13 protein-coding genes are annotated in these 15,357 nt (G+C 73.4%); all 13 read left to right on the top strand.

The genetic code is table 11. The features are described 5' to 3' along the window. Positions 1 to 103 precede the first annotated feature (103 nt). A complete protein-coding gene (locus ACIA79_RS29205; protein WP_399431373.1) occupies positions 104 to 1,420 on the top strand; it encodes an aspartate aminotransferase family protein in 1,317 nt (438 codons plus the stop codon). Then, entirely contained in the window at positions 1,417 to 3,198 is a 1,782-nt protein-coding gene (locus ACIA79_RS29210) for a 1-deoxy-D-xylulose-5-phosphate synthase N-terminal domain-containing protein (RefSeq protein WP_399431374.1), read from the top strand. Before ACIA79_RS29205 ends, ACIA79_RS29210 begins: the two co-directional genes overlap by 4 nt. Then, on the top strand, positions 3,179 to 4,555 hold the full coding sequence (locus ACIA79_RS29215; protein ID WP_399431375.1) for a glycosyltransferase: 1,377 nt from the start codon (positions 3,179 to 3,181) through the stop codon (positions 4,553 to 4,555). The genes ACIA79_RS29210 and ACIA79_RS29215 overlap by 20 nt, the downstream gene beginning before the upstream one ends. Continuing rightward, complete coding sequence (locus ACIA79_RS29220; protein ID WP_399431376.1) at positions 4,552 to 5,385, top strand: SDR family NAD(P)-dependent oxidoreductase; 834 nt, start codon at positions 4,552 to 4,554, stop codon at positions 5,383 to 5,385. The genes ACIA79_RS29215 and ACIA79_RS29220 overlap by 4 nt, the downstream gene beginning before the upstream one ends. Then, complete coding sequence (locus tag ACIA79_RS29225; protein WP_399431377.1) at positions 5,382 to 6,074, top strand: DUF1349 domain-containing protein; 693 nt, start codon at positions 5,382 to 5,384, stop codon at positions 6,072 to 6,074. The genes ACIA79_RS29220 and ACIA79_RS29225 overlap by 4 nt, the downstream gene beginning before the upstream one ends. Then, a complete protein-coding gene (locus ACIA79_RS29230; RefSeq protein ID WP_399431378.1) occupies positions 6,071 to 7,582 on the top strand; it encodes a hypothetical protein in 1,512 nt (503 codons plus the stop codon). Before ACIA79_RS29225 ends, ACIA79_RS29230 begins: the two co-directional genes overlap by 4 nt. Further along, the gene (locus ACIA79_RS29235) at positions 7,579 to 8,574 is read left to right on the top strand and encodes a methyltransferase (protein WP_399431379.1); all 996 of its coding nucleotides are present in this window, start codon (positions 7,579 to 7,581) and stop codon (positions 8,572 to 8,574) included. Before ACIA79_RS29230 ends, ACIA79_RS29235 begins: the two co-directional genes overlap by 4 nt. After that, entirely contained in the window at positions 8,571 to 9,437 is an 867-nt protein-coding gene (locus ACIA79_RS29240) for an endonuclease/exonuclease/phosphatase family protein (protein WP_399431380.1), read from the top strand. Before ACIA79_RS29235 ends, ACIA79_RS29240 begins: the two co-directional genes overlap by 4 nt. Positions 9,438 to 9,526: 89 nt before the next feature. After that, positions 9,527 to 10,114 (top strand): sugar O-acetyltransferase, encoded by a 588-nt coding sequence (locus ACIA79_RS29245; RefSeq protein WP_399431381.1) that lies wholly within the window; start codon positions 9,527 to 9,529, stop codon positions 10,112 to 10,114. After that, positions 10,111 to 11,085 (top strand): HAD family hydrolase, encoded by a 975-nt coding sequence (locus tag ACIA79_RS29250; protein WP_399431382.1) that lies wholly within the window; start codon positions 10,111 to 10,113, stop codon positions 11,083 to 11,085. The genes ACIA79_RS29245 and ACIA79_RS29250 overlap by 4 nt, the downstream gene beginning before the upstream one ends. Beyond that, positions 11,082 to 12,767, top strand: a complete 1,686-nt coding sequence (locus tag ACIA79_RS29255; protein ID WP_399431383.1) for a glycoside hydrolase family 13 protein — start codon at positions 11,082 to 11,084, stop codon at positions 12,765 to 12,767. Before ACIA79_RS29250 ends, ACIA79_RS29255 begins: the two co-directional genes overlap by 4 nt. Positions 12,768 to 12,885: 118 nt before the next feature. Further along, positions 12,886 to 13,881, top strand: coding sequence for a hypothetical protein (locus ACIA79_RS29260; protein WP_399431384.1), 996 nt, complete (start codon positions 12,886 to 12,888; stop codon positions 13,879 to 13,881). 1,285 nt (positions 13,882 to 15,166) lie between these two features. After that, the coding region (locus tag ACIA79_RS29265) for a methylmalonyl-CoA mutase family protein (RefSeq protein WP_399431385.1) at positions 15,167 to 15,357 on the top strand (191 nt) is incomplete at its 3' end.

Genomic DNA, 15,357 nt, shown 5'->3' on the forward strand with positions numbered 1-15,357 from the left:
GCGCCGCGCCGGCAACCGCCACAGCACTCCCCTCCCCCCTCCCGTCCCTTTCTTTCCTCCGTTCCTCCGTTCCTCCGTACCTCCGTACCTCCAAGGAGTTGTAGTGACCACCGCCCGACCCGCACCGCTGTCGTCCTGGCCCTCCGACCTCTCCGCGTTCTGCTTCGAGGTACCGCACTCGGAGGAGTCCCTGCTCTTCGAGTCCGGCAAGGGCGTACGCCTGTCCGACGCGGCGGGGCGCAGTTATCTGGACGCCCTCTCCGGTGTCTTCGTGACGTGCTTCGGATACGACTGCGAGCCCATCGTCCGCGCCGTGACCGACCAGTTGCGCACGCTCCCCTTCAACCCGCCGCTGCACGGCACCAACCGCGCCGCCCTCGAACTCGCCCGGGGCCTCGTCGACCTCGCGCCCGCCGGCATCACGGCAGCCAAGCTCGTCAACGGCGGATCGGAGAGCGTGGAGGCCGCGATACGGCTGGCGCGGCTCCACCACCGCTCCCGCGGCAACCCCGGCAAGGTGAAAATCCTCAGCTACTACCACGGGTACCACGGAGCCACCTTCGGTTCGCTGACCCTGACCGGGCGGCCCGACGTCACCCGCTTCGGCCCCGGCCTCCCGGGGGTCGTGCACGTCTGGCCGCCGGACTGCCTGGAGGCCTTCTGGGACGTACCGGCGGAGCAGTCCGGTGCCATCGCCGCCGCCATGATCGAGCGGACGATCGAGGCGGAGGGGCCGGACTCGGTGGCGGCGCTCGTCATCGAACCCGTCATCCACCTGCGCGGCATGGCCATCGCATCCGCGGACTACCTCGCCCGGGTCCGGGAGGTGTGCGACCGCCACGGTGTCCTGCTGGTCTTCGACGAGATCGTCACCGGCTTCGGCCGGACCGGTCGGCCGTTCGCGGCGCAGACCTTCGGCGTGACGCCCGACATCCTGTGCGTCGGCAAGGGGATCTCCGGCGGGTACGCACCGCTGGCCGCCGTGCTGATGGCCGAGCACATCGCGGCGGGGCTCGGGGAGAACGGCGGGCCGGTGTCGTTCGCCCCGTCCCACACCTACGCCGCCAACCCGCTCGCCTCGGCCGCCGGGCTCGCCGCCGTCACCCTCTTCCGCGACGGCGGCTACCTCGACCGGATCCGTGAGCTGTCCGCGTACACCGAGCCGCGCCTGCGGGAGGTCGCCGGGGGGCGCGGCACCGTGCGCGCGGTGGGACTGCTGTACGGCATCAAGCTGGCCGGCGGCGGTGAGCGCCTCGGTGAGCGGGTGGCGTCCGCCTGTCTGCGCCGCGGCCTGATCATCCGCGGACAGGACGACTGGGTGGTCCTCGCGCCGGCGTTCGTCACCACGACGGCCGAGGTGGACGAAATCGTGGGCGTGCTCGGCGAGGCGCTCGACGAGGTCTGCGGGGCCGGCCGGTGAACGACCTGTACGAGCGCTTCGCCGGGCCCGCGCGTGACGCGCTGCCCCGGCTCACCGCCGCCGAACGCGCGGTGGTCCTCCGGGAGCTGGACGAACTGGAGCGCGGCGACCACGGCGGGGGCTCCCTGCTGGACGGTCTGCGCAAGGTCGCCGCGCAGGTCCCCGAGCGGCTCTCCACCAACAGCGCCGAAGTTCTGCTGCGGATGCACGAGATCGCCGGCTCCGGGAACCTCCAGAGCAACCTGTCGTCGCTGTCCCTGGTGCGCGCCTGCTTCGCCCTCGGGCTGGTCGACGACGGGGACGGGGGCGGCCCGGCCGAGCTGGTGGTCGGCCGGGGGCACATCGCGCCGGCCTTCTACGCCGAGCACTACGTACGGGGGGCGCTGCCCTTCGCGCCCCTGGCCACGCTGCACCAGGACGGACTGACCGGTGTCGTCCACCGCGACCTCGGGTTCCGCAACACGATGCGGTACAGCCTCGGCGTCGGCGTGGCGCAGGCGGTCAGTCTCGCCTGGGAGCTGACGCGGCGCGGGGAGGACCGCAAGGTGGTCTGCCTCGCGGGGGACGGCGAACTCCACGAGGGTGCCGCCTTCGAGGCGCTGCGCTTCGCGCACGACGCCGGGCTGACGAACCTGGTCCTGGTCGTCGACGCCAACGCCAAGGGCATCGAACCGCTGGCCAAGCCGGTGAACACCGGTTACCTGTCGGCCTACCTGGGCCGGCTGATGGAGGTCGACGGCTGCGACGACTGGGCCGTCGAGGCGGCGCTCGGGGCGCTCCTCACCCTGCCGGGCCCGGCGGTGCTCGTCTGCCGAACCCGCAAGGGCGACCACAGCTTCAAGCCGGCGGGCGCGGCGGCCGCGGCGCCGGGGCCCGTGTCGTTCGCCTCGACCGCCGGACGCATGCTCGCCGCGCACCAGGAGCGTACGGGGCGGGAAATGGCCGTCTTCACGCCGGACATGGCCGCCCGGTTCGGCCTGCGGGGGCACGTCCCGTACACCAACACGGGGCTGGCGGAGACGCTGACCGTGGGCATGACCCTGTCGCTGCCCGACGACACCACCAAAGTGGTGGCCACCGATGCCATGTACTACATGGACTCGCTGAGCATGCTCACGGAGGCCACCACCAGCGTGCGCAACCTGCTGGTCCTGGCCGGACGGAGCTGGGGGGCGTGGGGCGGCGCCCACAACGCCACCAACCTGCTCGGCCTGCTGCTGCACACCCGGGTGTACGAGCCGGTCACCGCGGCCGAGTTCGCCGCGTGCCTGGACCGGCTCAGCCGGGACCCGGCCACCACCCACGTCGTCAGCATGGTCGACGCCAAGTTCACCCCGCCCGCCCGGGACTGCGCCGCCGACATCGACGCGGGGGTGTGGCTCACCCCGCCCGGCGACGCGACGGCCGCGCAGGACGCGGTCGTGGTGACGTTCGGCTACGCGGGCGTGCTGGTCGACGAGGCCAACCGGGACCTCGGCGTCCCGCACCTGCACTGCGCCGCGTTCGACCCGCGGCTCGGGCCGGCCGACCTCGGTGTGCTGTCCCGTGCGCGCCGGATCCTGAGCGTCGAGTACAACGGCGCCGAGGGCGGTTTCGGGGAGCGGCTGCGCTCGGAGCACCTGCTGCCGGTGGAGGTCCACGCGGTCCGCCGGGACATCGCCAACCGGGTGCACCAGCGCCAGCTGCCCCTGCACGGGATGAGCGTCGGGATGCTGCGGGAGCGCCTCGCCGCGCTGCGGGAGAGCCGGGAGGCGGGGCATGCGCCTGCACACGCATGACTACCGGGCGCCGGATACGGACGGCATCGTCGACGGCGCGATCCTGATGCACCGAGAGATGTCGCAACTGCTGGCGCGGCGCGGCTCCGTCGCGCTGCACGACCTGACGGCCGGCCCCCGCTGTATCGCGGGCCTGGGCGGCGGCGACGTCGTGTACGCGGGCTCGGGGCCGTACGCCTTCCTCTACCACCACTGGCGGGAGCGCCACGGCGGTGACTTCCGGATCGTGCGGGAGGTGCACACCGCCCTGTGGTCGGGCTACTGGGCGCAGGAGGAGCTCTGCGCGCCGCTGGTCCGCCCGGGTGACCTGGCGTTGTTCCCGACCGAGTACACCCGCCGGCTGTTCCTGCGGAACTTCCCCTCCGTCACGGCGTCCGGTTCCGCGGTGGCCTACCCCATGCTGGACCGGCTCCCGCGCCGCGCCCCGCGTGCCCTGCCGCCGGCCGGGCGCCCGCTGCGGATCGGCTACCTGGGGGCGCTGTCGCTGGCCAAGAACTTCGACCAGGTGCTGTCGGTGTTCGCCCGGTGCCACCTGGAGGCGGGCGGCGGGGTGAGCCTGGTGTGCGCCGGCAAGCCGAACGACCCCCGCTGGGAGGCCGGCCGGGTCCGCGCCGCCCTGCGGGAGGCGGGAGTGGCCGAGGACGCCGTGCGCATGGAGGGCGTCCGGCCGCAGGAGCGGCTGACGGAGTTCTTCGACGCGATCGACGTCCTGCTCTTCCCGAGCACGGCCTCACGGGAGACGCTGGGGCGGGTCGTCCTGGAGGCCCTGGCCCATGGCGTCCCGGTGCTCGCGGCCGCCATCGGCCCGGCGGTCGAGCTGCTCCCGGCCCGCAACCTGGTCCCCACCTCCCTCGACACCACGAGCACGTTCGACATGGGCCGCGTCGGCCCGCTGGGCCGCGTCGACGAGGACGCGCTCGTGGAGAAGCTGCTCACGCGGGACGTCGAACCGGCGGCGCTGCGGTCGGTGACGCCCTACACGGACAGCACCTTCCTGCGGACGCTCGCCGGGCACCCGTTGCCGGTGGCGGCCCACCACGACCGGGTCCTGCCCTCGGCCGTCCGCGTCGCCCCGCGCACCGGGTCCGGTGGGGCCGCGGACGCCGCGGTGGCCACCGCCCTGTTCCGTGACTTCTTCGAGCACCGCGACGACGCCCTGACCGCCGCCCTGGACGCGCGGGCCGCGCGCACCGGGCACGACGCCCCGGCGCTGCGCCGCGTCGTCGCCGCACCGCAACGCAAGCTCGCCGACTACCGCGCCTTCCCGCGCCTGCTGGACGCCCTCGTCCTGCCCCCGCTCACGTACACGCTCAGGCCCGCCGAGGTGGGCGCCGCCCTGACAGGAGAGACCCCATGACGACGGATCACGACGCACCGCTGACGGGACGGGTGGCGCTGGTCGTCGGCGGCGGCCGCGGCATCGGCGCCGCGGTGGTGGAGGCGTTCGCCCGGCGCGGCGCGCACGTGGTGGCCGCCGACACCGACCGGCTGCCCTCCGCGTTCAACCACTACCGCTCGACCGCCGTCACCGGCTGGACCGAGGCGCGCGACCTGGCCGACCGGCTCACCGCCAAGGGCCTGAGCGTCACGGCGGCCGAGGTCGACGCTACCGACGAGGAAGCGGTACGCGCCCTCTACGCGGGGATCGCCGACGGGCCCGGCCGGCTCGACACGGTCGTCAACGCCTTCGGTGTGACCCATGTGAGCCCGGTGGAACGGATGGAGCTGACCGAGTTCCGGCACGTGGTGTCCGGCAACCTCGACGGCGTGTTCCTGTCGTCGCGGGAGGCGCTTCCGCTGCTCCGCTCCTCGGGCGGCGGCTCCATCGTGAACTTCTCCTCGGTATCGGGGCGTTCGGGCTTCGCGAAGGTGGCGCACTACTGCGCGGCCAAGTTCGGGGTGGTCGGCTTCACGGCCGCGCTCGCGCAGGAGGTGGCGAAGGAGAACATCCGCGTCAACGCCGTCTGCCCCGGGATCGTCCGGTCCAACATGTGGCGCTACCTGCTCTCGGAGTTCGTCCGTCCCGGCGAGTCGGAGGAGGAGTGCTGGGAGCGCATGCGGTCGATGATCCCGCAGCGGGAGTTCCAGACCCCCGACGACATCGCCGGGCTCGTCCTCTATCTGGCGTCCGCGGCCCGCGTGACGGGGCAGGCGATCAGCGTCGACGGCGGGATGACGGCGCCGTGACCGCGCACGCCGCGCCGGGCGCTGCGGCGGCGACCGCAGCCGGGGGCTCCGCCGGGGACTTCCCGGGGGCTTCCGGGGTCGCCCCGGAGGGGGGCGCCCCCTCAGGGGAACGTGCCCTCCCCTTCGACGGCGCCGACTGGTCCTTCTCGGGCCCCGGAGCCCTGCCCGTCCGGGATCCGCACGCCCTGGAGATCCGCGCCGAGCGCGGGTGCGACCTGTTCACCATGCCCGGGACGTACGAGGCGTCCGGCATCCCGCTGCTGGGCCGGACGGTCACCGGCGACCACACCTTCCGGGCCGCGGTCACCGTCCGGGGCACGGCCTTCGGCGACGCCGGCGGCATCGTCGTGCACGACGCCGGCGGCTGGTTCAAGGTGTGCGTGGAGCGCACCCGGGACGGCGGCTGGGCCGTGGTCACGGTCGTCTCGCGGCCGGTGTCCGACGAGGCCGTCGGGCCTTCCCTGGCCGCCCCGCACGCCGAACTGCTGGTGACCCGCGAGGGCCGGCGCCGCGCGGTGTTCTGCCGCGAGGAGCCGGACGGGGAGTGGCGTTTCGTCCGCACCTTCTTCGGCTCCGGCGCGGGGGACGTCAGGATCGGGCTGTTCGCGCAGGCTCCGTTCTCCGACGCCTGCACGGCCGCGTTCTCGGTGCCGCGGTACGTCCCCGCCGCACTGGCCGACCGGCGGTGAGCGCCGCCGCCACCCGGCGCGCCGCCGTCGTGGCCGGCCTGGCGCTGTCCGTGCTCCTCGGCGCGGTCACCGCCGCCCTGGGCGCGGCGCTGCCCCTGCTGCGCGCCGCGTACGGCACCGGGGGCGGGGGCGGCGGTACGGAGGTCGTGGTCGCGTACAACGTCGGTGCGCTGCTCGCGCTGCTGGGCTCGGGGCCGCTGGAACGACGGCTGCCCGCGCGTTCCCTGGTGTCGTGGTACCTGGCGGCCTTCGCGGCCGGGTGCGCCGGCATGCCGTCGGCGCCCGCCTGGTGGGTCCTCACCGCCTGGGCACTCGTCGCCGGCATCGGGTTCGGTGGCCTGGTGCTGTACGCCAACGCCTGGTTCGGCCGTGCCGGCGGTGCCGCGGGCGTACGCCGGCTGGGCGCGCTGCACGCCGCGTTCGGCGCCGGGGCGACGGCCGGACCGCTGCTGGTGGGCGGGACCGGCGCGGTACGGGAGCTGCTGTGGGCGGTCGCGGTACTGACCGTGTGCTGCGTGCCGTTCCGGCGGGCCGGTGACCCGGCGGCCGGCGACACCGGCTCGCAGGAGGCCGGCTCTCCCGGCCCCGTACCGCTCGGCGAACGCACAGCGCTCGCCGAGCCGTCCGCGGAGCGGCATCCGGGGCACCGTGCCGAACCGTCCCCGCAGCCGTCCCCCGGGCACAATGCCGTACCGGGTCCCGGATCGGGTTCCGTACCCGGTGCCGTACCGGGTACAGGCCCGAGTCCCGGACCGGGTGCTGTCCCTGGTCCCGGACCGGGTCCCGGACCGAGTGCCGTTCCCGCGGCGCCGGGGTGGCGCCCGGCGACCGCGGGGGCCGTTGCGCCGCGGGGGCTGCTCGTGGCGTGTGCCGCGGCCGCTTTCCTGTACGCGGGTCTCGAGGCGGCCATCGGCGCGCTGGAGGCGACCCACCTCTCCGCGGCCGGTCACACCCCCGAGGACGCCGCACGGCTCAGCGCGCTGTTCTGGGCGGGCCTGACGGCGGGCCGGCTGCTGCTGCCGCTGGCGGCCGGACGGGTGTCCCACGTCCCGCTGGTGCTCACGGCCCTGTGCGCGGGAGCCTGCGCGCTGGCGGCCGCGGCCGCCGCCGAGCTCGCCCCGGCCTCGTACGCGGTGGCCGGGATCTGTCTGGCGGCCGTGTTCCCCACGCTGCTCGCCTGGGCCGTCACGGTCCTGCCCGGGCCGCGGCGCACCAGCGGTGTGCTGCTGACGGCCAACCTGGCCGGCAGTGCGGTCCTGCCGTTCGTCCTCGGCCGGCTGACCGCCGGGGCCGTACCCGCGTCGATCCCGCTCGCCCTCGCCGCGCTCGCCGTGGTGGCCGCCGTACCCCTCGTACCGGCGGCGCGTGCGGCACGGCCGGCGGGGCGCCGGCCGTCACCACCGGGGCGGCCCCGCACGCCGCGCCGGCTCCGCAGGGAGCCGCTGCCCTCCCCCACCCCGAAAACACCGACCGCAACCCCGTCCGAGGAATTGGAGGCTTCCCCATGATCTCCCCCCAGCCCGTGACCGATCTGATGTGGGCGCACTGGAAGACGAAGACGATGCTGAGCGCCGTGGAACTGGGGGTGTTCACCGCACTCGCGAAGGAACCGCTGCCGGCCGCCGCGCTGGGCGAGCGCGTCGGACTGCACCCGCGGCCCGCGGCCGACTTCCTCGACGCCCTGGTCGCCCTCGGCCTGCTCAGCCGCACCGGCGACGTGTACGCCAACACCGCCGAGGCCGACGAGTACCTGGACGCCGCCAAGCCCGCCAGCTACCTGGGCGACAGTTTCCTCACCCAGTGCGCCGGCCTCGCCGACGACCTCGTCGGTGTGCTGCGTACGGGCCGGGCGTCCGGTGCGGTGCGTGACGGACGCGACTTCTACGCCGGCACGTACGCGACCGCCGACTCCGTACGCGCCTTCCAGCGGGACATGACCGCCCTGTCCATCGGATCGGCCCGCGCCATCGCCGAGCGGTTCCCCTGGGAGCGGTACCGGACCCTGGTAGACGTGGGCTGCGCGGAGGGCGCGCTGCCCGGCTGGCTGCTGCGCCGGCACCCCCACCTGGCCGCCGTCGGATTCGACCTGCCGCCCGCCCGGGAGGGGTTCGAGAAGTACACCGGCCGGCTGGGCGTGGCCGACCGCGTGGAGTTCTGGCCGGGTGACTTCTTCAGCGACCCGCTGCCGTGGGGTGATGTCATCGTGCTCGGCCACGTCCTGCACAACTGGGGCGAGGCCGAGAAGCTGCAACTGCTGGAGAAGGCGTACGCGGCGCTCCCGCCCGGCGGGGCCGTCCTGGTGTACGAGACGCTGATCGACGACGACCGCCGCAGCAATGCCGTCGGCCTGATCCTCAGTCTGATCATGCACGCCGAGGTGCCGGGCGGCTTCGACTACACCGGCGCCCAGTGCCAGGAGTGGATGCGCCGGACCGGGTTCCGCGACACCTACGTGGAGCACCTGGACGGGCCCGAGTCGATGGTGGTCGGCATCAAATGAGCCCGGCGCACCACCCCGCGGACGCTCCGGCCGGCACCGACCTGGTGATGTTCTGGAATCTGTACGAGGCCGGGATCGAGCGGCTGGACGGCCGGGACGAACGGTGGCTGGCCCAGTGCGCGCTGGTCACCGCGTTGCGCCCGCGCGTCCTGCTCACGACGGAGGGCTGGGGCTGGCACCTGGACGGCGGGGCGCTCTTCGAGGACGCCAAGGCGGGCTTCGGGATGGACGGCGAGCTGTTCACCGCGAAGACCGGCTGCCACCAGGCCGTGTTCTGGCAGCGCGACATCGAGCTGCTGGGCACCGAGCGGCCCGCGCACGAGCTGACGCACTGGCACGGCCACGGCCTGGCGACCCTCGGCCTCCCGGGCTGGTCCGCACCGCTGCGGTTCCTCGTGGCGCACCTCGATCCGTTCAGCCCGACGGGCCGGCGGATCGAGTCCGACCATCTGCGCCGGTACGCGGATCCCTCCCTGCCGCCGCTGGTGGTGGGCATGGACGCCAACAGCCTGCCTCCGGGTGACCCGGAGCCCGACTGGAGCCGTGTGCCGCGGCACCGCAGGGGCGACCACCTGCTCGCCTCGGAGGACCGCTCCGATCGCGCGCCGCTGCGGCGGCTGCTCGGGGATCCGTCCGACCCGCTCCTCGTGGACGCGGGCGCCCTGATGGGCGACCGGTCGCCGACGTACGGTGCGCCGGCACCGGGCGAGGCGGAACGCCGCATCGACCTGCTCCTGCTCTCCCCGTCCCTCGTACCGGCCCTCGCCGAGTACCGCTCCCCCGATCCGTGGCCCGAGCCGCGCGGCGAGCGGCCGCCCGCCTCCGACCACCGGCCCGTCACGGTCCGGCTGCGCCGCCGGTGACCGGGCTGAGCCCCCGCGGGCCCGGCGGCCCCCCGTTCCGACCACCTCATGGCCCCCTTCCGCAATCCCCCGAAAGGCAGACGACACGCGTGCGACCGACCGGACTGGACGGCGACAGCCTGGACGCCATCAAGAAGCGGCTCGGCAGCGGGGAGCTGTACCCGGCGGCCGATCCGGTGCTGCGGCCCTACCGCTCCCGCTGCATGGAACTGCTCGACAGGTTCAACAACACCGCGCTCGGTGACTTCCGCACCCGCGAAGCCGTCCTGCGGGACCTGCTGCACCGCGTGGAGCCGGGCGGGTGGGTCATGCCGAGGTTCCTGTGCGAGTTCGGGTTCTTCATCGAACTCGGCCCCGGAACCAAGATCAATTTCGATGCGGTGCTGCTGGACTGCGCCCCGATCGTCCTCGGCGCGGACGTGTTCCTCGGGCCTCGCTGCCAGCTCTTCACGGCGAACCATCCCTATGATCCGTCGCTGCGGCGCGAGTTGTACGAGAGCGCCCGCCCCATCACCCTCGGCGACCGGGTGTGGCTGGGTGGCGGCGTCACCGTACTGCCGGGGGTGTCGATCGGTGCGGACACCGTCGTGGGAGCGGGGAGCGTGGTCACCAAGAGCCTGCCGTCCGGCGTCCTCGCGGCGGGCAACCCGGCGCGGATCATCAGGGACGTGGCGTGACGCGGCCCGGCCGCCCGGGCGGCGCCCCCTCCCCCGGCTCCCGCGTCCAGGGGTGGGGCCCGTCCGGGGCCGGGTCCGAAACCCTGACCGGCGCCGACACCGCGTGCGGCACCGATACCGACGCCTCGTCCGAGGCCATGACCGGCGCCGGCGCCGTGCCCGGAACCGTCGCCGAGGCTTCGTCCGCGGTCCTGACCGACGCCCGCACCGGCGCCGGCGCCGGGTCCGGCGTCGCGCGCCGGGCCCCGTATTGCGACGCCGTCGTCTTCGACCTCGACGGAACGCTGGTGGACTCCGTCCGCCCCGACTTCCTCGCCTGCAGCGCCCTCTTCGAGGAGTACGGCGTACGACTGCCGCAGGACCTGTGGGCCCGCGAGGTCTGCGGCCGCCCCGAGGGCTACCCGCGGCTCTTCGCCGTGCTCCGCGACGGGTGCGGCGGCGCGCCGCCGGACGAGGGCCTGCTGCGCCGGCGGCTCGCCGCGCACTGGGAGACCTTCATGACGCCGGACCGCGTGCACCTCCTGCCCGGGGTGCGCGGCGCACTGGAGCGGGCCCGTGCCGCGGGGCTGCGCCTGGCCGTCGCCTCCTCCTCGGAGTCCGGGTGGGTGCACCGGTGGCTGCGGCACCACGGGATCGGCCACCACTTCGAAGCCGTGGTCACCGGCGACGACGTCGCCCACCGCAAGCCGGCGCCCGACGCGTACCTGGCGGCGGCCTCCGCCCTGGCGGTCGCACCGTCCCGGTGCGTGGCCGTCGAGGACTCGCTCACCGGTGTCGCGGCGGCGCGGGCCGCCGGGATGACGGTCGTGGCGGTGCCCACCGCCCTGACCCGCGGCCTGGACTACGGCGCCGCCGACCGGGTCCTGCCCGACCTGCGGACCGTCGACTTCACCGCGCCGCTGCGCCGCGGCGCTCGGTCCACCACCAGCGCCGGTACCGGCCTGGCAGGAACCTGCGAGGCAGGGGCATGAGCGACCGGACCCGGCGGGAGCACGAGCACGCATGGTGGCGCAACGCCGTCATCTACCAGATCTACCCGCGCAGTTTCGCCGACGGTGACGGGGACGGTGTGGGTGACCTGGCGGGGGTACGGCGACGGCTGGACCATCTGGTGTCGCTGGGTGTCGACGCCCTGTGGTTCACCCCCTGGTACCCCTCGCCGATGGCCGACGGCGGCTACGACGTGTCCGACTACCGGGACGTCGACCCGCTCTTCGGCACGCTCGCCGAGGCCGAGGAGCTGATCGGGGAAGCGCGGCGGCGCGGCCTGCGGACGATCGTGGACGTCGTGCCCAACCACGTATCCCGGGACCATCCGTGGTTCCGTGCCGCACTCGCCGCACCGCCGGGCAGTGCGGAGCGGGCGTTGTTCCACTTCCGTCCGGGCCGCGGCCCCGACGGTGGTCTGCCGCCCAACAACTGGGTGTCCGAGTTCGGCGGTCCCGCCTGGACCCGGGTCACCGAACCGGACGGCTCGCCCGGGGAGTGGTACCTGCACCTGTTCGCTCCGGAACAACCGGACCTCAACTGGGCCGACCCGCGGGTGCGGTCCGAGCACGAAGCCGTGCTGCGTTTCTGGCTCGACCGGGGGGTGGCGGGGATACGCGTCGACTCGGCGACGCTCCTCACCAAGGACCCCGCCCTGCCCGATCTCGTCCCGGGACGGACGCCCGACCCGCATCCCTATGCCGACCGGGACGACCTGCACGAGATCTACCGCTCCTGGCGGCGGATCGCGGACTCGTACCCGGACGGGCGCCTCCTGGTGGGCGAGATGTGGCTGTCGGATCCCGCGCGCCTCGCCCGGTACCTGAGCGGGGACGAGCTGCACACCGCCTTCAACTTCTCGTTCCTCCAGTGCCCGTGGGACGCCGCACGCCTCCGCGCCTGCATCGACGCGACCCTGGAGAGCCACGAGGCGGTCGGTGCTCCGCCGACCTGGGTGCTGTGCAACCACGACGTGACCCGGACCGTCACGCGTTACGGCCGGGAGGACACGTCGTTCGACTTCGCCGGAAAGCGGCATGCCGTGCCCCGCGACCTTGCGCTCGGCACCCGGCGGGCCCGCGCCGCCTGCCTGCTGACGCTCGCACTGCCCGGCTCGCTCTATCTCTACCAGGGTGAGGAACTGGGGCTGTACGAAGTGGAGGACCTGCCCGCCGACCGGTTGCGCGACCCCATGCACGTCCGCTCGGGAGGCTCCGACCCCGGCCGGGACGGCTGCCGGGTGCCGATGCCCTGGTCGGGGACCGAACCCCCGTTCGGATTCGCACCGGACGGGACGGACCCCTGGCTGCCGCAGCCGCCCGGATGGGCCGCGCTCACCGTCGCCGCGCAGGACGGCGCGCCGGACTCCATGCTCACCCTGTACCGCTCGGCGCTGGCCCTGCGCCGTGCGGCGGTCAGACAGGCGGGTGCCCGGGCGGTCACCTCCGGCTTCCGCTGGATCCCCGCGCCGTCGGGCGTGCTCGCCTTCCGGTGGGGCGACGGTCTGGTGTGCGTCGTCAACTTGGCGCCCCGTCCCGTCCCACTGCCCGCCGGGCACACCGTCCTGCTCGCCAGCGCCCCGGTGACCGACGGCATGCTGTGGCCCGACACCGCGGCATGGCTGCGCACGGGAGGTGACGACGGGCCGCTGAGCGGTGTCGTCTGACGCAACACCGCCCGGGCAGCACGCGGTCCACAACACCCTCACCTCTGTTGGCACGTTTGATCAGCCGTACCATGGATGACGCCATTCTGGGCAGCCTCACAGCATCAATCCTCTGACCATGACTGGAGCCGCATCGATGGCATCGACGCCGAACGCCGCCAACAGCATCGAGACAACGACCTCACTGCTGCAGGCCGAACTCCCCGAATTGGAACGCCACCAGCAAACCCTGCAGGCCGAACTCGCGGCGGTCTCCACACGCCTCGCCTCCGTACGCAGCGCGCTGGCCGCGCTGAGCGACCTCGCCGGAACCGCCGTACTCCCCAAGCCGCGTGCGGCGGAGGAGAACGCGGCCGAGGCTCCCGCCGCCGTCCCCGCACCTGCGCCCACCGCAACCGGCGGCGACACCGACACCGCACCCGGCACCGACATCGGCACCGATGAGATTCCGGTGCCGGCCGCGGAGTCCGTGCCGGAGGACGGCGTGGTCGGCGACAGCGACAGCAACAGCAACGACAGCGGAAACGTCAACGCGGACACGGACGTCGACGGCGGCCGGGACGCGGCAACGGCTGCCCCTGCCCGCGCAGCCCGCCCGGCCCGTAAGAAGGCTTCGGAGAGCGGTGGCAAGGGCAGGACGACGTCCGGCAAGCGCGCGGCCAAGCGGCCCTCGGCGGAGAAGACCACCCCGTCGAGGAAGAGCGCCACGTCGAAGAAGACAGCTGCGGCGAAGTCCAGCGCACCGAAGTCCAGTGCGCCGAACACCACCGCACCGAAGAACACCACCGCACGGAAGAAGTCGTCGCCGGCAGCAGCGGCCGAGCCCAAGGCGGCGCCCGCCTCTCCCGGGACGGCGAACGCGACGGCGACCGCGAACGGTGGGAGCGTCAACGGCACGGCGGGCGAGAACGGCAACGGGCTGACCGAACAGGTCGTCGCCGTGCTGGCGGAGCGTGCCGACCGGCCCATGCGAGCCCGTGAGGTGGCGCACGAGTTGGGCCGAGACGGTTCCACCAGCAGCATCAACACCGTCCGCAGCACCCTCGACCGTCTCGTGGCGACCTCGCGTGCCGCACGCGCCGGACGTGGCCTCTACCAGGCCGCGAGGGGCTGAGGACCGACGGCCGTTCGCGCGGCTGCGGAGCCGCGCGCCCGGCCGGACATGCACCTTGATGCCGCCCTGTCCTTCCGTCACCACCACACCTGCCCCTGTGGCACCCGACGGGAGCAGGGCGGCCGGCCACCGGCCGGAACCCTGGCGAAGCAACGCCCTCATGAATGCGCTGGATGCACGGAGGATTTGCTGCGCACCACTTGTGCCGAACAGAAAAGCCAAAAGGGCGGCTGACCGCACGATTCCTCAGCCGCACGGCGAATGACATACCGCGGTCGCGGGAAAGGCCATGGCGCGGAATGCCGCACCCCGCCGATTCCCCGTTCGTTTCACTTCATGGTCGAGCCACGCCATGGGCCGCTGCGATGACACACATCACCTCACCGCAGCACCACTGAATCCGGCTCCGTGATTCCCCCGATCCCCTGCATCCCCCGATCGTCCGCCGCGGTCCTCAACCGGCAGACGTGGGAAGGAGTATGGCGAAAAGTGGGGGCACCGTCAAAGGCCACCCCCGCGGCACCCGGCGAGCCCACGCGTGACCGGCACATCCCCGGCCGGCGCCGGGAAAAGTTACCCGCGAGTTTTTTCCGTACCGTCCTCCGAGCCGACGGACAGGGAGCGTTCCGCTTTTCACGAACGACCTTCCCGGGTTAGGATTCCCCACTCGAACATATCGGCAAGTACGCTTTCTGATGCGAAGCCCCCGACCACGGGCAAGGCGACGCGCCGTTCGTATCCGTTCCACGGCCTCACCACCCAAGAGGCCGGACGACGCACGCAAGGCGGGTGAACGGAAATCTTTCCTCGCCGGTAACATGAACGGAAATCAACGCAACGGACCGGCTGTTGACGGAGCCATTCTCAGCTCCTATCTTCTGGTTCACGTAAGACAGTTCCATCGTGCATACCATCGGGGGGTGGGTGCCGTCGGATGACGGTGCCTGATGCGTCGTCGGCTCCGTGCGCCGGAGACACTGCCAAGTGATCTCCCGCCGCCCGGCCGGCTGATGTCGTTCGCCCTGCGCGCGGCGCAGGACGCTCAGCTCGCGGCCGAGTTGCCCGGTCTTTTCCGTCGCCGGACGCGGCGGTGCCGGTCGGGCCGTCGGCTCACGCCGCACTCGCCAGGTCCTTGCCTGCCCCCCGGGCCACCGCGCCCGCTCCGTAGCGCCGACGGCGCACCGGAACGCGCACAACACAACAGTCCTGCCTGCCTGGCTTCGATGAAGCCACCGCACGTACGACGACACATCACTGGGGGAATACGTTATGAAAGCAAGGCACCATGGTGCGCGCATCTGAGTCGGGGCTTCCCATCGAGCCGGTGTACGGACCGGACGCGCTCGCGGAGTGGGATCCCGCGGAGTCCTTGGGCGAGGCGGGTTCGTATCCCTTCACGCGGGGTGTGTACCCGTCGATGTACACGGGCCGGCCGTGGACGATGCGGCAGTACGCCGGCTTCGGTACGGCGACGGA

It is taken from the genome of Streptomyces sp. NPDC051310 (assembly GCF_044455245.1).
In the GTDB taxonomy this organism is placed as follows: Bacteria; Actinomycetota; Actinomycetes; order Streptomycetales; family Streptomycetaceae; genus Streptomyces.